This window comes from Occallatibacter savannae, from assembly GCF_003131205.1.
GTDB lineage: Bacteria > Acidobacteriota > Terriglobia > Terriglobales > Acidobacteriaceae > Telmatobacter > Telmatobacter savannae.
The window spans coordinates 296,670-317,207 of sequence record NZ_QFFY01000001.1 but is presented as its reverse complement, the minus strand read 5'-3'; the positions used below and the strand labels follow the sequence as shown (position 1 = coordinate 317,207).

16 protein-coding genes and 2 tRNA genes are annotated in these 20,538 nt (G+C 60.6%); 11 read left to right on the top strand and 7 right to left on the bottom strand.

Annotated features, from left to right (window positions below; all coding sequences use genetic code 11):
- The first annotated feature begins 48 nt into the window (after positions 1-48).
- Entirely contained in the window at positions 49-735 is a 687-nt protein-coding gene (locus DHV10_RS01390; protein ID WP_162601109.1) for an endonuclease III domain-containing protein, read from the top strand.
- A 54-nt stretch (positions 736-789) separates the two neighbouring features.
- Here the strand turns inward: DHV10_RS01390 and DHV10_RS01385 are convergent, their stop codons facing one another.
- The 4 genes from DHV10_RS01385 to DHV10_RS01370 all read right to left on the bottom strand — a co-directional run bounded on the left by DHV10_RS01385 (position 790) and on the right by DHV10_RS01370 (position 7,266).
- Positions 790-3,762, bottom strand: coding sequence for a beta strand repeat-containing protein (locus DHV10_RS01385; RefSeq protein ID WP_109484531.1), 2,973 nt, complete (start codon positions 3,760-3,762; stop codon positions 790-792).
- Between the two features lie 472 nt (positions 3,763-4,234).
- Positions 4,235-4,311: transfer RNA gene (locus DHV10_RS01380), tRNA-Asp, on the bottom strand.
- Between the two features lie 145 nt (positions 4,312-4,456).
- Positions 4,457-4,645, bottom strand: coding sequence for a hypothetical protein (locus DHV10_RS01375; protein WP_109484530.1), 189 nt, complete (start codon positions 4,643-4,645; stop codon positions 4,457-4,459).
- Positions 4,646-4,809: 164 nt separating this feature from the next.
- Positions 4,810-7,266: an ADOP family duplicated permease gene (locus tag DHV10_RS01370; protein ID WP_109484529.1), complete on the bottom strand. Its 2,457-nt coding sequence runs from the start codon at positions 7,264-7,266 to the stop codon at positions 4,810-4,812.
- Positions 7,267-7,360: 94 nt separating this feature from the next.
- Between DHV10_RS01370 and DHV10_RS01365 the strand changes: the two genes are divergently transcribed.
- Positions 7,361-7,807, top strand: a complete 447-nt coding sequence (locus DHV10_RS01365; protein ID WP_109484528.1) for a MarR family winged helix-turn-helix transcriptional regulator — start codon at positions 7,361-7,363, stop codon at positions 7,805-7,807.
- 101 nt (positions 7,808-7,908) lie between these two features.
- Here the strand turns inward: DHV10_RS01365 and DHV10_RS26870 are convergent.
- A tRNA-Sec gene (locus tag DHV10_RS26870) sits at positions 7,909-8,002 on the bottom strand.
- A gap of 186 nt (positions 8,003-8,188) precedes the next feature.
- Positions 8,189-9,460, bottom strand: coding sequence for an amino acid deaminase (locus DHV10_RS01360; RefSeq protein ID WP_239461241.1), 1,272 nt, complete (start codon positions 9,458-9,460; stop codon positions 8,189-8,191).
- A gap of 56 nt (positions 9,461-9,516) precedes the next feature.
- Between DHV10_RS01360 and DHV10_RS01355 the strand changes: the two genes are divergently transcribed.
- The 7 genes from DHV10_RS01355 (at position 9,517) to DHV10_RS01325 (ending at position 16,891) form a co-directional block, all read left to right on the top strand.
- Complete coding sequence (locus DHV10_RS01355) at positions 9,517-10,968, top strand: N-acyl-D-amino-acid deacylase family protein (RefSeq protein WP_109484527.1); 1,452 nt, start codon at positions 9,517-9,519, stop codon at positions 10,966-10,968.
- Between the two features lie 42 nt (positions 10,969-11,010).
- A complete protein-coding gene (locus DHV10_RS01350) occupies positions 11,011-12,360 on the top strand; it encodes a GntT/GntP/DsdX family permease (protein ID WP_109484526.1) in 1,350 nt (449 codons plus the stop codon).
- Between the two features lie 113 nt (positions 12,361-12,473).
- The gene (locus tag DHV10_RS01345; protein ID WP_109484525.1) at positions 12,474-13,412 is read left to right on the top strand and encodes a glycosyltransferase family 2 protein; all 939 of its coding nucleotides are present in this window, start codon (positions 12,474-12,476) and stop codon (positions 13,410-13,412) included.
- 258 nt (positions 13,413-13,670) lie between these two features.
- Positions 13,671-13,982: a co-chaperone GroES gene (locus tag DHV10_RS01340; protein ID WP_109484524.1), complete on the top strand. Its 312-nt coding sequence runs from the start codon at positions 13,671-13,673 to the stop codon at positions 13,980-13,982.
- A gap of 122 nt (positions 13,983-14,104) precedes the next feature.
- Positions 14,105-15,775 (top strand): chaperonin GroEL, encoded by a 1,671-nt coding sequence (gene groL, locus DHV10_RS01335; RefSeq protein WP_109484523.1) that lies wholly within the window; start codon positions 14,105-14,107, stop codon positions 15,773-15,775.
- A 184-nt stretch (positions 15,776-15,959) separates the two neighbouring features.
- Entirely contained in the window at positions 15,960-16,472 is a 513-nt protein-coding gene (locus tag DHV10_RS01330; protein ID WP_109484522.1) for a hypothetical protein, read from the top strand.
- Positions 16,469-16,891, top strand: coding sequence for a type II toxin-antitoxin system VapC family toxin (locus tag DHV10_RS01325; protein ID WP_109484521.1), 423 nt, complete (start codon positions 16,469-16,471; stop codon positions 16,889-16,891). The genes DHV10_RS01330 and DHV10_RS01325 overlap by 4 nt, the downstream gene beginning before the upstream one ends.
- Positions 16,892-17,002: 111 nt before the next feature.
- Here DHV10_RS01325 and DHV10_RS01320 read toward each other — a convergent pair whose 3' ends face one another.
- Entirely contained in the window at positions 17,003-17,263 is a 261-nt protein-coding gene (locus tag DHV10_RS01320) for a hypothetical protein (protein WP_109484520.1), read from the bottom strand.
- Between the two features lie 1,022 nt (positions 17,264-18,285).
- On the opposite strand from DHV10_RS01320, the gene DHV10_RS01315 reads away from it, so the two are divergent.
- Together DHV10_RS01315 and DHV10_RS01310 are read left to right on the top strand one after the other, a co-directional pair.
- Positions 18,286-19,398 carry a tetratricopeptide repeat protein gene (locus DHV10_RS01315; protein ID WP_109484519.1) on the top strand — a complete coding sequence of 371 codons (1,113 nt, stop codon included), beginning with the start codon at positions 18,286-18,288 and terminating at the stop codon, positions 19,396-19,398.
- Positions 19,364-20,473, top strand: coding sequence for a multiheme c-type cytochrome (locus DHV10_RS01310; protein WP_162601108.1), 1,110 nt, complete (start codon positions 19,364-19,366; stop codon positions 20,471-20,473). The genes DHV10_RS01315 and DHV10_RS01310 overlap by 35 nt, the downstream gene beginning before the upstream one ends.
- Positions 20,474-20,538 lie beyond the last annotated feature (65 nt).

Below are 20,538 nucleotides of genomic sequence, written 5' to 3'. Positions count from 1 at the left end.
CAGAAACGGTCGCCCCGAGTGCCATCCGCAGCTGCGCGGCTCCGGGCGATGCACGACGAATTGGTGAAAGCCTACGGGCCGCAGTTCTGGTGGCCGGCGAAGACGCCCTTCGAAGTAATTGTCGGCGCCTACCTGACCCAGAACACATCCTGGAAGGCGGTCGAAGTATCGCTGTTGAACCTTCGTCGCGCACGAGCACTCAGTCTAAAGGGCCTTCGCGCGCTCTCACTGGCCGATCTGCAGCGGCACATCCGGCCCTCCGGCTTCTACACCCGGAAAGCGCCCGCACTGAAATCCTTTGTCGCTATGGTCGATTCCGAGTTCGGTGGATCGCTCCAGAGGCTCGCCGCGGCTCCGACGGCGCACATACGCGAAAGACTCCTCTCCCTGCCCGGGGTGGGCCCGGAGACCGCAGACGCGATCCTGCTCTACGCTCTGGGCCATCCCGTGCCGGTTGCGGACGAATACCTGCGCCGCGTGGCAACACGCCATGGGCTGGTCCACCCAGCACCCGGCAAGAACCGTCGGGGCTACGAAGCGCTCGTTCAGCTCACGACTGAGGCGTTCTCAGCGGATCCTCCCGAAATTCGCGCGACGCTGTTCAATGAGTTTCATGCTTTGACGGTAGCGGTGGGAAAGGCTCACTGCGGCCGAATCGCTTATTGCGAGAACTGCCCCCTCGCATTCGATCCGCACCAAGGTACTCCGGACAAAGAAGAAGGCCCACTCCCGTGAGGGAGTGAGCCTTGAGAGTTGGATCAGTTCTACTCTGAACCGGTGCAGCTTCGGCTAGTTCACCGTGAGCTGCGTCGATCCGTTGATGCCCGTCAGGGTTGCTGTGATGTTGGTTGTGCCATGCGATGCGCTGGCCGCCATGCCGCTCTGGTTCACAACTGCGACGGTCGGCGTGGAGGAGGTCCAGGTGACCACATTCGTGATGTCCTGGGTCGATCCATCGCTGAACGAGCCGCTCGCGGCGAACTGCTGCGAAGAGCCGAGCGCCACCGTCGGGTTGGCCGGTGTCACCGTGATGTTCTGCACGGTTGCATTGGTCACGGTCAGCGTGGTGCTTGCCGAGGCCACGCCGTTGATGCCTCCGGTCACGGTCACGCTGCCGGCTGCGATGCCGGAGACGAGACCCTGGCGGTTGACGACCGCATCCGCATAGTTCGACGTCTGCCAGCGAGCTGAAGCCGTCAGATCGATCTGCGTTACGCCATCGCTGAAGGTTCCAATGAGCGAGAGCTGCAGCTTGGTGCCTGCTGCCATCGTCGGGTTCGCCGGCTGGATTGCAACCGTCTGAACCGTCATGGCGGTGACCGTCACCGTGGTTGTGCCCGGGATGCCGTTCAGCGTAGCTGAGACGATAACCGGCTTGTTCTTTGCGTTCTTGGTACGAAGCACGCCGCTGCTGCTCACCATCGCATATTGCGGCTTGCTGCTGCGCCATGTCACGCCCGAGAGCACCTGCGTCGAGCCATCGGAGAAGTGACCGATTGCCGTCAGCTGGACCCTCGAATGCGGAGGAACGATCGGATTCGCCGGGCTGATTGTGATCGACTGCAGGGTTGCCGTCGTCACGTTCAGCGTCGCGGAACCGCTGATTGCACCCGATGTTGCCGAGATCGTCAAGCTTCCGGCGCTGATGCCCGTTGCAAGGCCGCTCGCACTGATGGTCGCGAATGCGCCGTTGGAGGAGCTCCAGACCGCCTGCGAAGAGAGGTCCTGCGTGCTGTTATCGGAGAAGACCCCTGTTGCCGTGAACTGAACGTTGCCATTCACACCCACGACCGTGGTGATTGGCGTAACGACCAGGTTGGTCAGAACCGCTTGCGTTACGGTGAGCGATGCAGTCGCCGACATGCCGTCATAGAAGACCGAGATCGTCGTCTTGCCCGGCGCGATTGCTGTTGCGAGGCCGTTGCTGTTCACGCCGGCAACGGACGCCGACGAGGAGAGCCACGAGAGGCCCGTCGTCACCGGCTGCAAGCTGCCGTCTGTGTAGACCACGTTCACGGCGTACTGCTGCGTGGTGCCGCTCGCGATCGAAGCCGTGGCGGGCGTCAGCTGAATCGACGCCGGAACCGCGTCCGTCACGTAAACGGTAGTGGTGTTCGTGATGCTGCCGTACGTGGCCGTGATCGTTACGGGGTTGTTGTTGCTGTTTGCTACGCCGGTCACGATGCCCGTGGCCGGATCGACCGAGGCCAGCGTCGGATCCGACGAAGACCAGGTCGCATTTGCCGTGACGTCCTGCGTTGAGCCATCGCTGTAAGTGCCGGTGAGGCTCAGCTGGAGCTGTCCACCAACCGGGATGTACTGCGCATCCGGGGCGATGTCGATTTCGGTGAGAACCGCGGGAGTAACCGTCAGTTGTGCCGGCACCGCGGAGGTCACGCTGCCGGAAGCCGCCGAGATTGCCGATACGCCGGCGCTCACGCCCGTGGCAAGACCCGTCTGATCGATCGTCGCAAAGTTGGTCGATGCCGAACTCCAAGTGACAGCGCTGGTGATGTCCGTCTGGCTTCCGTCAGAGAACATTCCGTTTGCAGCGAATACCTGGGTCTGGCCGGTCGCGATCGATGCCGCGAGGGGGTTGAGGCTGATGGACTGCAGCGCGGCCGCCGAAACGGTTGCGACTGCAGATCCGCTCTTCGAGCCGATCGTTGCCGTGATGGTAGAGGTGCCGGCTGACGAGCCAGTTACCAGGCCGGAAGCGCTGACGCCGGCTGCTGACGTGCTCGAGCTCCATGTCGCTTGGCTCGTTACGTCCTGTGAAGTGCCGTCAGAGTAGGTGCCGAGTGCGGATAGCTGCTTGTTTTGGCCAGACGCGATTGAAAACGCGACCGGCGAGACGGTGATGGAGGACAGCGCCGGGGCCGTCACAGCGATGCCGGCATTGCCTGAGATCGAATTCCACGTAGCCGTGACCGTCACATTTCCTGTCTTCAGAGCCGTGAGCAGGCCGCCCGCTGCGATCGAAGCGACGGTCGCGTCCGAGCTCTGCCAGACTGCCTGGCTGGTCACTGTCTGAGTGCTGTTGTCAGAGTAGACCGCGGTTGCAGTCAGCTGCTCTGTGTTGCCTGATGCCAACGAAGCAGCGGTCACACCGACATTGATGGTTGAAAGTACAGCAGAACCCACCGTTACCCCAGCGGTGCCGGAAACGGAGTTCATGGTCGCCGTGATGGTGACTGTTCCTGCCTTGAGAGACTTGAGCATGCCCGTGTTGGAGACCGTGGCGACCGTCGCATCCGAGGTCGACCAGCTCACCTGGCTGGTGAGCACCTGTGTGCTGCTGTCGGTGTAGGTGCCCTGGGCTGCAAGCTGTTCGCTTTGCCCTGCGGCGAGAGCGCCGTTACCCGACACCGTGATGGAGCTCAGGGCGGCCCCGTTCACCGTAATGGCCAGTGTGCCTGAGACAGTACCCTGCGTCGCCGTGGCGATCACTGAACCAGATTTGTAGCTGGTCAGGAGACCGGCCGTGCTGAGCTTCGCGATGGTGGAGTCGGACGAGCTCCAGGTCACTTGCGAAGTGATGTCGGCGATTGTTCCGTCGCTGTAGTTGCCCTGCGCTGTGAGCTGCAGGGTGGTACCGGCTGATAGCGATCGCGCGGCGTTCGCTCCATAAACCGTAATGGAAGCAAGCGTGCGGGTGGCACCGCTGCTCTGCGTGCTCTTATGGCTGCTGCCGCCGCCGCAACCCGAGAAACCAAGACAAACAAACAAAATCGAGCATACGATCGCGCCGATTCTCTTCATACAACAGACCTCTTCCTCAACCAGATTTCCTTCAATTTGGAGCAATTCGCCCAAGGCCGTGCGCAATGTCGCGGAAAAACAAGCAAGTGGAGCAGCGATCGAACGAATCAGGGGTCGATTTCGACGGCAGCCGCAAAGTTCTTATTCGCGCCTAGGGGACTCTGTGGGAAAGGGCGCCCTCGTACATGCACCAGTTCCGCGGCTGATCTGATTCGATACAGTAGCTAGTTTGGCGGGGTAATGTGCGTGGGTACATACAACATACGGGTATTGAGACACGCAGGTAATAGCACCAAAGTCAGGAACTTACCTCTGGGCGTCTCCGAGAGAGGTCGAATCCGGCCGCGAAGCGTGCGACTATGCCACTGGTGAGTTTGGGGACTGCGGGCGCAAGAGAAAAGGCTCCGTTTAGGGAGCCTTCTGGAAGAGGGCTGATCTGGTTCATCTGAGGTAGGCCATCGAGGTTCGATGATGGCGGGGACGACGGGGCTCGAACCCGCGACCTCTGCCGTGACAGGGCAGCGCTCTAACCAACTGAGCTACGTCCCCAGATGAAAACCTGAAACACTGTCGCGCGCTGGCGGAACCGCCGCGCTGCACAACATGTTTGAGTGTATCAGAAACGCCCTGTACCGCTCCCGTTGCCGACGGATTATGCACAGTGGATTTCAATGACCGGAAAGCGACCTGACTGTCAGGCCCCAAGGTACCCGGCAAGCGAGATCGCTCTGCCAACCATAACCTTCAACCACGGCGGCGCATGCTTGTCGTGCCCGGGGTGAACTGCCGGATGATTGAGTACCGGGAAACGCTGCTGCGAATTGGCGGCAAAGGCGAGGCAAAGCGCAAGCATCACCGCAGAGATTGCGAAGGAGAGACCCATTCGTCTCAAATCCTGGACTGAGTGCATGGTTACACCACCTGCGAGGCGAAGGCTCGTTTCAGCTGCCTCGAACCCAGACTCGCCAGAATCAGTAGAACCCGCCTCGCAATGCAGCGCCGTCACAACGTGTAACGGATTGTAAAGATTTCGCGCAGTGCCCTGCTCTACTCAGCGCGCAACGCTTCCACCGCGTTGACGTTTGCTGCCCGCGTAGCCGGAACGGCGGCCGCAACCACCGCGGCTGTCAGAATGGCGAACGCCGAGGCGATGAATGCCAGCGCTCCCGGCTTGCCCAGCGCAGTGAGGTAGCTCGCTGCAGCCTGGTCGAGACCGAAGCCGACGAGCGCTCCGACTCCCACGCCGATCAGAGCCATTGCCAGTCCATCCACCAGCACATCTTTCAGGATGTCGCGCCTCTGAGCGCCCAACGCCATCCGAATGCCGAACTCCCGCGTCCTGCTGCTCACGCTGAACGCCAGAACACCCGCAACACCCACCACTGAGATCAGGAGCGCGACAGCGGCGAATCCGCCAAAGACAACAGCGTTGAGCTTGTCCGGAGTCAGCACCTCGGCGCGCACATCTCCCAGCGTGCTCGCTTTTTCTACGGGCTGGTCGTTCGACATGTCGTGGATGGTCTTGGTGATGGCGGGGACAAGAGCATACGGATCCTGGTGCGCCCGGACAAACAGACGGCCGCCCCATCCCTCCTGCTCCACGGGCTGGTAGATGGTCATGGCCGGGGATGGAATGATGTTTTCGTCGTCGAAGTCGGGCACCACCGCGATGATCCGGCGGGGCTCGGTGCTGATGCCGATGAACTTCATCACCCCATCGGTCCATTCAAGCTTGCGGTTGAGCGGATCCTGCCCGGGATAGAGCAGGTTTGCCAGGCTCTGGCTGATAATCACGACCCGCTCCGATCCATCCTTGTCGCCGTCGTTGAAGTCCCGGCCGGCCGTGATCGGCACGCCGAAAGTCGCGAAGAACCCCGGCGCGACCGAGCGGAAGCTGGCACGGAAGTCCTGTCCATCGGGACGGCGCGCGCCCTGCGCGGCAAATGCGAAGCTGATGTTCAGCCCGCGATCGTCTCTCCACGGCGCGCTGAAACCTGAGGAGACATGCTCCACGCCGGGAATGGCGCTGACCCGCCGCGTCACCTCGCGGTAGAACTGCCTGACCTGTTCATCTGTCTTTCCGTATGACATCACGGGAAGGTTGATGGCCATTACCTTGGCCGCATCGAAGGGCGGCCTGGTCTGCTCGAGCGTGAACAGCGTCTTCATCAGCACGCATGCACCAGCCAGCAGCAGGAATGAGGCTGTGATCTGCGTAACGGCAAAGACGCGCAGCCGCTTGCTGCTGCCGCCGCCGGAACGAACTCCGCGCGCCGACAACCCGCCCTGCGCATTGTTGGGCGAGGGCAGACGGGGGATGAACGCGAGGAACACCGCTGCCACAAGCGCGAGCGCGATCCCGAACCAGACCAGACTGAAATCGAGGCTCAGGTCGTTGGCCCGTACGGAGAATCGCGCGGCGTAGCGTCCCAGTTCATAGACCATCGGAATGGCGAGCACAATCGCTGCAATCGCTCCACTGCCGCAGAGCACCAGCCCCTCGGCCAGCAGCGAGCGGCGTATGGCCCCGACGCTCGCGCCGAGAGCCAGCCGCACAGCCAACTCCGATTCGCGCCGCACCGTACGCGCGAGCACAAGATTCGCAACATTGGAACTGGCAATTACAAACAGCAATCCTGCAGCAGCAAAGAGGATCCAGAGAATAGAATTCGCACGAGCGTTGATCTGGTCGTGCATCCGCGTCACTTCGATGGCGTAATGATCGTTCGGCTTGTAGACCTCTGGATGAGCCGCGATCATGGCGCCATACACCGTTTTCAGCTCAGACCGCGCCTGGTCGACAGTAGCGCCAGGAGCAAGCCGGGCGAAGACCTCGGTCATGCGATGCTCGCGGCCCTGCACCATCGTGGCGGAAAGATGATGCGGGCTGGTCACCACGTTGGAAATGATCTCTGTAGACACGGGATAAGGGACTGCGGGCTCCAGCACGCCGACCACAGTGGCCGACCGGGCGCCCTGCAGGCCTTCCAGCCGAACCTGCTTGCCCAGAACCGTCGGGTCAGAGTGCATCTGCGATTTCCAGAAGTTGTAAGTCAGCACGACAGCGCCCGCCGCAGTCTGGCCGTCATCTCCCGGCCCCAGCAGCCTGCCCAGCACCGGCTTTAGTCCCATGACCTCGAAGTAGTGCCCGTCGACCACGCCTGCGGGGATTTCGCGCGGCGTTCCCAGACCGATCACTGTGAAGTCGATCTGCGAGAACGTACCCAGTTCCGTGATCGTCTTCAGATTGCCTTCGAGATCGTGGATCTCTGGAACGGAGAAGGTAGCATTGGCGACTCCGAGTCCCTGCGCGCTCTGGCGGACATAGAGCAGCCGGTCCTCGTCTCGATTGGCCAGGGGCCGCAAGAGCACTGCCCGCACAACGCTGAAGATCGCCGCATTCGCACCGATACCCAGTGCCAGCGTCAGCGCCACCGTGAACCACAAGGCGCGCACACGGGACAGCGAGCGAATGGCAATCTTCAGATCACGCAGAAAGGACATCGAGAAACCTCCGGGGAAGGTACTGCTGAACGATAAACCGGCGGGAGAAGCCGCTCAAGTTGACAGATACGTTGATATCAACTAGTCTGCGGATGTGTCAAGCGGAAATGCGCTGCCATTCGTCACAACGCTGATGGTCAAAGACCGCTGTCTTTGCCTCCATGTGCAGCGCGCGGCCCGCGCTCTGGCTAGGCGCTTTGACGACGCTCTTCGCCCCTTCGATCTCACCAATGGACAATTCTCGCTGCTGATGTCCTTGAATCGCCCCGAGCCGCCTTCGATGGGACCTGTCGCTTCCCTGCTGGCCATGGATCGCACAACGTTGACCGCCGCGCTGAAGCCGCTGCAGAGACGCGGTCTGCTCAAGGTGCAGAACGATCCGAACGACCGTAGGAGCCGCGTTCTGATTCTCACAGAGAAGGGCCGTGCCCTGCTTGTGCGCGCGCTTCCCGTCTGGCAGAAGACGCATGAGGAGATCGAGGAACAATCTCCAACCGTAGATTGGACTGCCTTCCGCCGGAATCTGCTCGCAGTTTCTTGAGCCGCTACTTCGCATCGGCTGCGTGTCGACTCTTGTGTACGCATCATGTAGGTCCCGGTCTGGCCGGACCTTCGGATTCTCTGCTGGCGGGGTTGAGGGACTGGCGGAAGCGCGTGCGAGTCGAACACACCGTTGCCCCTAAGGACGACCGCCGGTTTTGAAGACCGGGAGGATCACCGGATCCCAAGCGCTTCCATTTGTGAGAAGAGGTTCAGCACCAGCCCGGAGAACTTGCTATCTCAGACGGCACGCAATCCTCATCATACGTGGCGACCCGCCGCGATCAGTGACACACTGCGGGGTTCCGCGCCGAAGACTACGAACTAACAACTGATAACTACAGACCGAAATACTGAAGACTGACGACTGGCAACTGACAACTCAAAAATATGTTTTCACCACATCCACCACGTCAAACTTCTCGTCCACAATCGCCAGCACGCGCCACTTGTCGAAGGTCAGGCACGGGTGAGAAATGTTGAACCCAATCATGTCACCGACATGCACATCGTCTCCGGGAGCGATCTTCACGTAGCCATGCTGATCCATAAGCTTGGTTGTCTCCCAGTGAAGTGGGACATTCTTCGGCGCTGCGCTCCCGGGCCGGTAGTGCAAAGCCGGCCGCGGCAGCCCGGAGTCGAATGCGGCGTCGCGCCTCCCCATAGTTACGACGGCGAGGTCCGGCTCGGGGATCGACTGCACGTAAGCCCACACGTGCAGAGCCGGCATGAGCCCGGATTTCATCTCCCGTGCGATGGGATTCGAGTGGAGTATTCGCTGCTGCTGTGTCTCGTAGTTTCCGACGTCATGCGTCAGATAGCAGCCGGGCCGCAATGCGATTTCGACCGCATCTCCGAATCCGGCGGCGGCAAACTCCTCGGCCACAAGGTCGTACCACGCCGAACCTGCGCCCGAAATCAGCGCGGGAGTGCGCGCAAACCTCCGCTCTCCGAGAAGGCGTCTCATCAACTCGCAGCCTCTCCGCAGATACGCTCGGATACTGTCTTCATCCTTCAGTACGCCTTCGTACAGTTCCAATCCGCAGAGATCGACCATTCCGCGCGACCGCTCCAGAGCGTCGAGGACCTCCTGCAGTTGCGCGTCATCCCGCGTTCCGCAGCGCCCGCCGGGCACACCGAGCTCAACCAGGACCTTGAGCCGCAACTTACGCTGGCCGAAGTAGGCGCCCAGCTGTTCCACATTCGCCACCGAATCGACGAGGCAATAGAAATCGAACTCCGGATCTGCAGCAACGTCGGCGATCATCTCCATGTTGCGGCGGCCGACGAGCTGGTTCGCCATCAAAACGCGGCGCACACCGTGCGCGTACGCCACCTGCAGCTGCTGTGCCGTCGCAAGCGTGATTCCCCACGCACCGCTCTTGAGTTGGCGGTTGAAGAGCGCCGGAGCCATGGTGGTCTTCCCGTGGGGTGCGAGTTTAACGCCGTAGCGATCGATGAAGCGCTGCATCCACTGAAGGTTGTGCTCCATCTTGTCCTGATACAGGACCGCCGCCGGCAGACACAGGTCCTCGCGAAGCAGATTCCATCTGCGTGCCGCAATCGATGACGCCGGCGTGTCTTCGGTCAGCGCGCCGATTCCCTTGTTCAGCGGCTCGATCAATTCCAATGGCTGCGCGCGCTTCGAATCCACTCACACCTCCGCACGTCATTCCGCGAACCCATAGTCTATAGTCTGAGTCAGCCCGCATGAATTGCGAAACCCTCATCCGCAATGCAAACGTGCTCGACGGGCTCGGCAATGCCGCCGAACTCGCCGACGTCGCTTTTGCTGGCGGCAGCATCCTCGCAATCGAACCATCGCTCCGCGCCAAGGCCGCTAAAATCGTCGAAGCCGAAGGCCTCTCGCTGGCGCCCGGCTTCATCGACGCGCACACGCACGACGACACCAGCGTTATCGATACACCGGAGATGCTCCCGAAGATCTCCCAGGGCGTCACCACCGTCATTGTTGGCAACTGCGGAATCAGCGCTTCGCCTGTTCGCCTCGAAGCCGATCCGCCCGACCCGATGAACCTGCTCGGCTCGCGCGAGCGTTTCCGCTATCCCAGCTTTTCTGACTACCTGAAGGCGCTTGAATCGGCGCGGCCCTCCACAAACGTCGCGGCCCTTATCGGACACACTTCGCTCCGGAATAACCATCTCGATCACCTCGACCGCAGTGCGACAGATTCTGAGATCGCAGCCATGCGTGCAGAGCTGGCATCCGCACTCGCGGCCGGCGCAATCGGCCTCAGCACAGGGCTGGCCTACGCCAACGCGAACGCCGCGACCACTGAAGAAGTACTCGCGCTCGCCGAAGCACTCATCGGCGCGCACGCCGTCTACACCACCCATATGCGGACGGAAACCGACGCGATCCTCGATGCGATGGTCGAAGCGTTCCGGATCGGCGACTATGCGCAATCGCCGGTCATCATCTCGCATCTGAAATGCGCGGGCATCGCCAACTGGGGCCGCAGCCCCGAGGTCCTACACTCGCTCGACTTAGCTCGCACCACGCAGCAGATCGGCTGCGACTGCTATCCCTACGCAGCAGGCTCCAGCACGCTCGACCTGAAGCAGGTGGACGAGCGCGTTCGCATCGAGATCACCTGGAGCACGGCCTGTCCTGAAGCCGCCGGGCGCACGCTCGCTCAGATCGCTGCTGACTGGAAACTCTCTCATCTGGACGCCGCACGCCGGCTTCAACCGGCTGGAGCCATCTACCACAGCATCGATGAGCACGACATGCGCCGCATCCTCGCGCATCCCGCTACGATGATCGGCTCGGATGGACTGCCCTGGGATAAGCATCCACATCCACGCCTCTGGGGAACGTATTCGCGAGTCCTGGGCCGCTACTGCCGCGAGGAAAAACTGTTTTCTCTGCCGCAGGCTGTTCGCAAGATGACCTCAATGCCTGCGCAGCGCTTTGGGCTCGCACACCGGGGCATGATTGCCGAGGGCTATGCCGCCGATCTTGTCCTCTTCGATCCCGCAACCATCCGCGACACCGCCACCTTCGCCGACCCGATTCGCCCCGCTGCAGGCATTCATTCTGTCTGGGTCAACGGCACGCTGTCGTACACTGCTCAGGGACTCACAGGCCATCGCGCAGGCCGATTTCTTCCTCGCGAACGAACTGAGTGGGTCCAGTAGGACGCGCAATCATCTCCGCAGAACCGGCGAGCTCATCACCCGATGATTGATTCTCACAGCATCTTTCTCCTCCTGAGTGCGCTCGGCGCGGTCATCGGGATCATCCTGCTCGTCACCTGGCTCAAACTCAATCCGTTCCTCAGCCTGCTGCTTGCCTCTCTGGCGCTTGCCATCGTCTCCGGCATGCCGATGGCAAACTCCGTTCACTCCTTTGAGGTGGGAGTAGGTAATGTGCTGGGCCACATCGCGGTTGTCGTCGCACTCGGGACGATGCTGGGCAAGATGATGGCGGAATCGGGCGGCGCCGATACTATCGCGCTCACACTCATCCGCGTCTTCGGCGAGAAGCGCCTTCCCTGGGCGATGATGTGCATCGGCCTGATCGTCGGCCTGCCGGCCTTCTTCGAGGTCGGCTTTGTGCTGCTGATTCCGATCGCATTCACGGTGGCGCGCCGTACAGGAGCATCGCTCATCAGCGTGGCCCTTCCTCTCGTTGCCGCGCTGTCCGTCGATCATGGACTGGTGCCTCCGCATCCGGCTGCTCTGCTCGCCGTCAACACCTATCACGCCGATGTAGGGCGCACTATCTTCTATGCCCTTCTGATTGGAATTCCGACCGCCACGCTTTCGGGTCCGCTCTTTGCAAGAGTGATCACGCCGTGGATCAAGGTTCCCGCCGAGAACCCCATGGCCGACGACTTTGAAGATCACAACCCGGATCGCGCATTACCCGGTTTCTGGCTTACGATCGGCAGCATCCTGCTTCCCGTCGTGCTGATGCTTGTCGGCAGCTGGGCTGATGCGTTTGCGGCGAAGGGCACTCTGGCCAACGAGTCGATTCGCTTTGTTGGCAATGACGATATTGCCCTGCTCATCGGAGTCCTGATCAGCTTTGTCACGCTCGGCACGGCGCGAGGCGTCTCACGTGACACCATTCTTCGGTTCACCAACGAGTGCCTCGCGCCTACCGCTACCATCACCTTGCTCGTCGGAGCGGGCGGCGGCTTCGGACGGGTTCTCCAGGATAGCGGTGTTTCAAACGCGATGATCAAGATCGCGATGCAGCATCACCTTCCCTTGCTGGTGCTTGCCTGGACACTCGCCGCCCTCATGCGACTGGCGACGGGCTCAGCCACCGTGGCCATGACGACCGCCGCCGGTATCGTTGCCCCCATCGCGCTGGAAACACCCGGCACGTCGCCCGAACTGCTCGCCATTGCTACCGGCGCGGGATCGCTGATCTTCTCTCACGTAAACGATGGCGGCTTCTGGCTGGTGAAGGAATACCTGAATCTCAGCGTGACAGAGACCATGAAGTCCTGGTCCATCTGCGAGACCATCATCTCGTTCGCGGGACTCGGATTCGCTCTGCTCGCATCCCTGGTGATGTAAGAGAGATCGGCCGCGCGGCAACGAACTCGGAGTGTTGATCGCATTTTCATGCTTGCAGACAAGCCGGACTCATAAAGCTGTGCGTGCATCTAAGGTGAGGTCGAGGTCCGCATTTGAATTCCCTCCTTCAATCACCGGCCCGGTCGTCCACCACACCCAACGAAGTAAAGAGAAGAATCGCGACCGCCACGATTGCAGTCTGCACCCGCAACCGTCCGGTTCTTCTCCAGAAGTGTCTCGCAGCCGTCTCCCGGCTCAATCCCGGTCCGAAAGAAGTGCTCGTCATCGACAACTGCGAGGGAAACAGCGACACGCGCAAGGTAGCGCGGGACTACTGCGCCCGCTACATCGTGGAGCCGCTTTGCGGCCTCTGCCGGGCTCGCAATCGCGCGCTGGCAGAGAGCGACACCGACATCGTCGTCTTCCTCGATGACGACGTCACGCCCTGCTCCGACTGGCTCAAGCTCCTGGTCGAGCCGTTCGATGACGAACGCATCGGCGCTACTGGCGGCCAGGTAGTCACACCCGATTCGTTCCCTGCCGACCACTATCGCCGCCAGAGTACCCGCATCATCTCTGATCGCGATCCACACTGGTTCGAAATGGCGGCGTTCGGCGGAATCGGCTTCGGAGCCAACATGGCGCTTCGGAAAAGCGCTTGCCCTCCGGGAAAATTCTTCGACGAGCGTCTCGGGCGCGGCGCCCCGTTCGAGATCGGCGACGAAAGCTACGCCTTTGCGGCAATGCTTTCGCGGGGACGCAGTGTCGCGTACATCCCGTCAGCAATCGTGCACCACCCGCCGCTCACCCGCTTCGAGCTCAAGCGAGAAGCTCGGAACTCATTTGCCTACTGGCTGCTGCTTTTCAGTGAGTTTCCTCGCCAGCGTCTTGCTCTCCTCCGCTTTTTAGGCGGGCGGCTCATGGGCAAAGAGCTCGCCTGGCCGAGGGATTCACGAGAGCCTGGCGAGATCGTTTCGAGCAGCTGGAGTCTCAAGCTAGAAGCCGCTTTCAAGGGCCTAAGTCTCTTCGTCAAGAGCCCGAAGCGCCCCTGAAAGGTCGGCAGAAGACCCATTTCCGGATGGTACCTCCGGAACCTGAGTGCGATTCACTCATATTTCACCCTCTGCCTCTTGACAAACACTCGAAGCGGTCCTATCTTTAGCAATTGGAAGCGTCGAGTGCTAGCAGCTGAGTACCTGGACTGCTTGCAGGCAGATCCGAGCCCAGTCCGGGCCGGGTTCCGAAGTTCAATTCAACTCAAACCAACTCCGCGGCCGACAGTCGGTCGCGTGTGAAGGAGAAGCGAAGCAATGGCAGCAACCTCTGTGACCACCACCTTCACGCCGCTCCACGATCGCATCCTCGTCCGTCGTCTGGAAGAGGGCGAAACGATCCGTGGCGGCATCATCATTCCCGACAGCGCAAAAGAGAAGCCGCAAGAAGGCGAAGTCGTATCCGTCGGCAAGGGCAAGTCGAACGATGAGGGCAAGGTGTTCCCTCTCGACGTCAAGGCTGGCGACAAGATCCTCTTCGGCAAGTACTCCGGCACCGAGATCAAGATCGACGGTGAGGAGTTCCTGATCATGCGTGAGGAAGAAGTCCTCGGCATCATCAAGAAGTAACGCGGGGAGCGCGAGCTTTCAGCTGTCAGCTATCAGCTAAAGACTCGCCGGATGACCCACAAGAAATCGAATGGCAATAAGCAGCTGAGAGCTGAAGGCTGACAGCTAAAGGAGATTCAAGAATGGCAAAGCAGATTCTGCACGGTGAAGATTCCCGTCAGGCGGTACTGCGGGGCGTGAACGTGCTCGCAGACGCTGTGAAGGCGACGCTGGGTCCCAAGGGCCGCAACGTCGTAATCGAGAAGAAGTTTGGCTCGCCCACCATCACCAAGGACGGCGTGACCGTCGCCAAGGAAATTGAGCTCAAGGACGCGCTTGAGAACGTTGGCGCTCAGCTCGTGAAGGAAGTCGCCTCGAAGACCTCCGATGTTGCCGGAGACGGCACCACGACCGCAACCGTTCTGGCCCAGGCCATTTTCCGCGAAGGCGTGAAGACCGTTGCTGCCGGCGCCAACCCGACCGCCCTGAAGCGCGGCATCGACAAGGCCGTCACCGCTGTGATCGGCTCGCGCGACAAGGACGGCAAGTTCACTGAGACCGGCGCGCTCGGCAAGCTGTCGAAGCCGGTTGACGAGGGCTCCGTTGCCCAGGTCGGCACCATCTCCGCCAATGGCGACGCCGAGATCGGCGAGATCATCGCTCACGCGGTGAAGGTTGTTGGCAAGGACGGCGTTATCACGATCGAAGAATCGAAGACCATGCACACCGGTCTCGAGACCGTCGACGGAATGCAGTTTGACCGCGGCTATCTGAGCCCCTACTTCGTGACCGACGCAGAGCGCCTCGAGGCGGTTCTGGACGATCCGTACATCCTGATCTACGAAAAGAAGATCAGCGCGATGAAGGATCTGCTTCCCCTGCTCGAGCAGGTTGCCCGTGGCGGCAAGCCGCTCCTGATCATTGCGGAAGACGTCGAGGGCGAGGCACTGGCCACCCTGGTCGTCAACAAGCTGCGTGGAACGCTGAACGTGGCAGCCGTCAAGGCTCCGGGCTTCGGCGATCGGCGCAAGGCCATTCTCGGCGACATCGCGATCCTCACCGGCGGCAAGGCCATCACAGAGGACCTCGGCATTAAGCTCGAGGGCGTGAAGCTCGAAGACCTCGGCCGTGCGAAGCGCGTCACCATCGACAAGGACAACACCACCATCGTTGACGGAGCCGGTAAGTCGTCCGACATCGAAGGCCGCGTGAAGGAGATCCGTTCGCAGATCGAGAAGACCACCTCCGACTACGACAAGGAGAAGCTCCAGGAGCGCCTCGCCAAGCTGGTTGGCGGCGTTGCCATCATCAAGGTTGGCGCAGCCACCGAGACCGAGCTGAAGGAGAAGAAGGCTCGCGTTGAGGACGCACTGCACGCAACCCGTGCGGCGGTTGAAGAAGGCATCGTCCCGGGCGGCGGCGTCGCTCTGGTTCGTACCTCGGCAGCGGTGAAGGACCTGATCAACAACCTGCAGGGTGACGAGAAGATCGGCGCACAGATCGTGCTCCGCGCTCTCGAAGAGCCCCTGCGTCAGATCGTCGCGAATGCCGGCGAAGAGGGTGCAGTCGTCGTTGCCAAGGTGCTCGAGTCCAAGGATCAGCACTACGGCTACAACGCAGCCTCCGGCGAGTTCGAGAACCTTGTGAAGGCCGGCGTTATCGACCCGACCAAGGTGACCCGCACTGCCCTGCAGAACGCAGCGTCGATCGCTGGACTGCTGCTCACCACCGAAGCACTGGTTGTCGAGATTCCGGAGCCCAAGGCGGCCCCGGCCGGCGGCGGCCACGGTGGTGGCATGGACGGCATGTACTAGGGATCACCCCAGCGACGAAGACCCATCGCTGGGGACCCCGAGGCACCTGCGGTGCGCCCATTCGCGCCTGCGGCGCCTCACCGGAAAGTCAAAAGCCCTCGGCTTCGGCCGGGGGCTTTCTGTTCTTAATTGTCATACCTATAATTACAAGGTATACTACCAATATTGGAACAGAGTACACACCATGACCCTCACCACATCGGACTTACGACTGACAGACCGCATTTGGCTCGCCGTCGCTATGCTTCAAAGGGCATTTCCTGATAGGGCTTTTTCAAAGCATGAAATACGGGAAGAACTCGGCAAGTCTGGTCTCGGGAGTGGAACGAATCTCGCCTCTGTGAACGCGCATTTGAAACAGCACCTCGTTGCGAATGTGCCGCCTTCAACGGGCAAATACGCGATGCTGTTTGAGACGAGAGCAGGTTTCCTGCGCCTATACCGGCCAGGAGATTTGATCGATCCGCAAAGACGATCTCAACGAGGCAACAAACAGATGCCGAAACGTGAAGAGGTTCCGTCAAGATATCATGACCTTCTCGACTGGTATGAAGAGTGGTCCAGAAAACAGAGTGGAAGCACCGTTCCTGATTGGGAGAATGATCCACTGATTCGACTCATCGGATCCGGCAAACATATCTGGGCTGACGAGCACGCGGACGAATACGTAGAAAGACTGCGCAGAGAAGACATATGAGCAAGGTCTTCTTCGATACGAACATCTTCATCTACATGTTTGAAGGGCTTGAGCCAAACCGCAGCAGAATGCTGGAAATCCGGAAAAGAATGCTGGAACGGGGCGATCGTATCGTAACTTCAGCTATGACGCTGGGCGAAGTTCTCGTCAAACCGACGAAGTTGGCTCAAACCTCTCTCATTGAGCAGTACGATCGCGCAATCAAGTCCACGGCTCAGGTTGTGAACTTCGATTCGTCTGTGGCCTGGCGATATGCGTCGCTGCGCGCGACCCACACACTTCGAAGCGCCGACGCTATCCAACTGGCGTGCGCAGCCCATTTCGGCGTCGATCTCTTCGTGACGAACGACAAAGTTCTTCACAAGCTCAATGTTCCAGGGATCGGGTTTATAGCTCCGCTCGACAAGGTACCACTCTAGTTGACTACTCAAAACCGAAGGCCTTCAGCTTCTGCTGAAGGCCTTCTGGTCCAACACTCTGCTCTGACGGGCCCAAACTCACTCGGCCCGCCTTCTACCCACCTATACAACCTAAGCGATATGGCGACGTACTTCGGTGATCAGCGTAGGCGCGCTCACCGTCGCCGGAGCCTTCTTCTGTCCGTGGAGCCATCCAGCGGAGAGCCATTTCTCAGGAATAACGAATTCTGCGTTGCCGCAATCCAGGCAAACCTGAACATCGGGTTGAGGGGAAAACGGCGGATGGCTCATCGTGCGGGGAGCATTGCGATAGAGCCGGATTTCGGCAGGGATGGTCGAGAGGGCTCCCGACTTGCATTTGGGACAGACCATGGTGACTCTCCAGAAACTTATTGACCTGTGGAAAATCCAACAATAATCCCGCACTTCCCTGCGCCGCAACAAAAAATGTGCAGACCCCCTTACTTTTGGACCGAACGATCCCCCACTTCCTGCGTGTTTGTCCATGGTGTTTGTACTGGCCTTACTCTCTCTGGTTCGCGCTGCATGGCGCAAAAGGAAGCCCGCCAGGTTAGGCGGGCGTCACGAACACGAAACACAAGATCACAACAAACCTGCAGGCGACTCCACGGCGTGGCGCCGCTCAAGGCCGAAAAACACACTTGCTTGGGCAAAGAGTAGCTCCGTCTGATGCAGAACCCAATGCACACTTCGGCTTATGCGTATGCACTCTTCGGGGAAGCCTGATGGTCTGAAAGTTACCGAACGACCTGTTTTGGGTCAATCGATCCAACAGCTTGAGCCGCATACGGTCTACCGCGGGCTGGCATCAACCTCTGCGGTCGGGACGCCAGCCCGTGGGGGGTGCTCCTTCGGGAGCTTCGTCGGCGAACACACTCATCAGACGCCAATGCAGGAATCTTGAACCCGATCTCGTGAGAGAACAACTGGGAGAATTCCCTGTTTCTTGCTTGAAGAGAGGCATCGGGCGCGGAGGATGCGCGCCCGGGCATGGTGGGAAGCTTCGGCGTCTAGCGACAAGATGCGCCAGAATCGCACTTGGAATCAACTAATCCGAGAAGTACGTGTTCATCGTCCCACATCCCCGTTGATCGCGGTGAAATCAAGAGAACGAGTCAGGGCCGCCTAGGAGATCGGCCCTGACCCGAGGTGAACCCGTCCTCAGGGGGAGTGAGGCCGGGTATCCCACAACACGAGGTACATGTGCCGGTGGATGCGGTCTGCCCGCACCGCGGTTGCAAACGGAAACTCGGCACCTGCTACGATGAATCTGGCGCGGAACCAAGGCCTGCTCGAACTGACCAGGGCGCGACATCGAGTCCAGGTTTGACCGGTCACCAGCCCCAGTAGAAGCTCCGACATCAGCGCGTAAAGTGGCTCTTCCCTCCTTTCCCAATCCGGCTGCGAGTGCCCGCGTTCTCATCGTCCTTTCACTCCTGTTCGCTCCATGGTTCGCACCTGCCCGGCAGTCCTCCAGTCAGTTCGCCGACATCGCTGCCCGCGCTGCGGCTGCCCGCGACCAGCAGAACCTTCCGCTGGCCATCGATCTCTATAAACAGGCCGAGCAGGTTAACCCTTCATGGCAGGAGGGATGGTGGTATCTCGGGGTGCTGCAATATAGCTCGAACCAGTACCCTGGGGCGATCGACGCCTTCTCGCATCTGCTGCAACTGGCGCCGACGGCGGTTCCGGCGATGGCACTGCGCGGGCTTTGCGAGTTTGAGACTGGCGCCTACGACAGCGCACTGCGCGACCTGGACGAAGCCGTCGCACACGGCGCAGCTAATGAGCCTCGCAACGAGCAAATCATCCGGTTTCACCTCGCATTGCTTCTGGCTCACGCGTCCCGGTTCGAAGATGCGCTCGCGCAATACACGGCGCTGGCGCATCTGCATGCCGAGGCACCAGACCTGTTCGTTGCGATCGGGCTTGCGGGCACGAGGTCAACGGCTTTTCCGGCCGACATTTCTGCGACAGACCGCGCCTTCTACGAGTCAGCCGGCCGCGCCGGATATGTTTTCCTCTCCGGTGATGACGAACAGGCTGACCGGCTCTTCACTGCGCTGTTTGCCCAGTATCCCGCTCGTCTCGGGCTTCACTTCTACTATGGTTACCTCCTGTTCCCGCACGATCCCTCGATGGCCGGAGACCAGTTCCGCGAGGAGCTTGCGCTCAAGCCCACCACTGAAACGCAGGCACTTCTTGCGCTCACCCTGATCTATGAAGGCCACTTTTCTGAGGCCCTCGAGCCCGCGCAGGCAGCCTACAGTGCCGATCCCAATCTACACATCGCGCAGGTCGCCCTTGGCCGCGCCCTGGCCGAGACTGGCGACATGAAGCGCGGAACCGAGCTTCTGACCGGCGCCGTTCAGCGCGATCCCAATGACCTTGAGGCGCATCTCGGACTCGCTTCCATTTACTCCCGCACCGGCAACAGAGAGGAAGAGGCTCGTGAGCGCAAGGCTTGCCGCGATCTTGCGAAGTAGCTTACGGCTCCTCAGTGCCGCGATCGCCTGCAGCGCGTGCGTCGCGCTCATGTGCGCCCTGTTCGGCGTCGGGAGCGTCTCCGCCCAGCAGCAGAAGGCGCTTGCCTCACCCACCTGCGCGACCTGCCATGCGGGGGTAGCGAACTCCTTTCGCTCGGCGCCCATGCGGCACGCCATGGAACCCGACGGCGCGAACACCCTGCTCGCGACACACCCCGACCTCACGGTAAAGCTTGGCGCGTATACCTACACCGTCCAGACTCGCAACGGTCACAGCACGTACTCCGTGACAGACGGAACAGACACGCTGTCCCTGCCGATTCACTGGATCTTCGGCCAGCATACTCAGACCTGGGTGCTCGAGAAAGACGGCCACTTCTACGAAAGCCTCGTCAGCTACTTCCCGCGCGAGAACGCGCTCGCCACGACTCCGGGCGACCAGCGCATCACTCCGCATACTGTTGAAGAGGCCATGGGAAGACGCCTGCCCATCTGGGAGACGCGCGTCTGCTTCGACTGCCACGCAACGGGTGTGGGCAATAGACTTGATGTTGTGAAGATTACGCCGGGCCTCGAATGCGAACACTGTCACACAGGCTCACAACAGCACATGGCCGATGCTGCCCGCGACAACTTCAAGACGCTGCCCCCCTCTTTGAAGCATCTCGATGCCGAGCAAATCTCCACTTTCTGCGGTCGGTGTCATCGCACCTTCGATACCGTGATGCGCAACCGCTGGCACGGTCCCGCTTTTGTCCGCTTTCAGCCCTACCGCATGGCACTGAGCAAGTGCTTCGTCGGTAATGACCCGCGCATCGCATGCACGGCGTGCCACAATCCTCACCAGACGCTGAATCACAGCGCTGCCTATTACGATTCGAAGTGCCTCGCCTGTCACGGTGAAGCAAAGACCGCAGCGGCAGCCAACAATCTTCAAACTGCCAAGACCTGTCCGGTCGCGAAGTCGAATTGCGCCAGCTGCCACATGCCCAAGGTCGAACTCCCCGGCGGGCATGCTCAGTTCACAGACCACTTCATTCGCGTCGTCAAGCCCGGCAAGATCTATCCCGAATAGAAAATCTTCAAAAGAAGAGCGCGACGATCATCGACCGCCGCGCTTTCCGGAGAGTTTCGAATCAG

Bases quoted from the DNA above. Each gene is read 5' to 3' on its own strand.
- groL (WP_109484523.1), top strand. From the start codon at position 14,105: ATGGCAAAGCAGATTCTGCACGGTGAAGATTCCCGTCAGGCGGTACTG.
- DHV10_RS01385 (WP_109484531.1), bottom strand. From the start codon at position 3,762: ATGAAGAGAATCGGCGCGATCGTATGCTCGATTTTGTTTGTTTGTCTT.
- DHV10_RS01350 (WP_109484526.1), top strand. From the start codon at position 11,011: ATGATTGATTCTCACAGCATCTTTCTCCTCCTGAGTGCGCTCGGCGCG.
- DHV10_RS01330 (WP_109484522.1), top strand. From the start codon at position 15,960: ATGACCCTCACCACATCGGACTTACGACTGACAGACCGCATTTGGCTC.
- DHV10_RS01325 (WP_109484521.1), top strand. From the start codon at position 16,469: ATGAGCAAGGTCTTCTTCGATACGAACATCTTCATCTACATGTTTGAA.
- DHV10_RS01340 (WP_109484524.1), top strand. From the start codon at position 13,671: ATGGCAGCAACCTCTGTGACCACCACCTTCACGCCGCTCCACGATCGC.
- DHV10_RS01320 (WP_109484520.1), bottom strand. From the start codon at position 17,263: ATGGTCTGTCCCAAATGCAAGTCGGGAGCCCTCTCGACCATCCCTGCC.
- DHV10_RS01355 (WP_109484527.1), top strand. From the start codon at position 9,517: ATGAATTGCGAAACCCTCATCCGCAATGCAAACGTGCTCGACGGGCTC.
- DHV10_RS01375 (WP_109484530.1), bottom strand. From the start codon at position 4,645: ATGGGTCTCTCCTTCGCAATCTCTGCGGTGATGCTTGCGCTTTGCCTC.
- DHV10_RS01370 (WP_109484529.1), bottom strand. From the start codon at position 7,266: ATGTCCTTTCTGCGTGATCTGAAGATTGCCATTCGCTCGCTGTCCCGT.
- DHV10_RS01390 (WP_162601109.1), top strand. From the start codon at position 49: ATGCACGACGAATTGGTGAAAGCCTACGGGCCGCAGTTCTGGTGGCCG.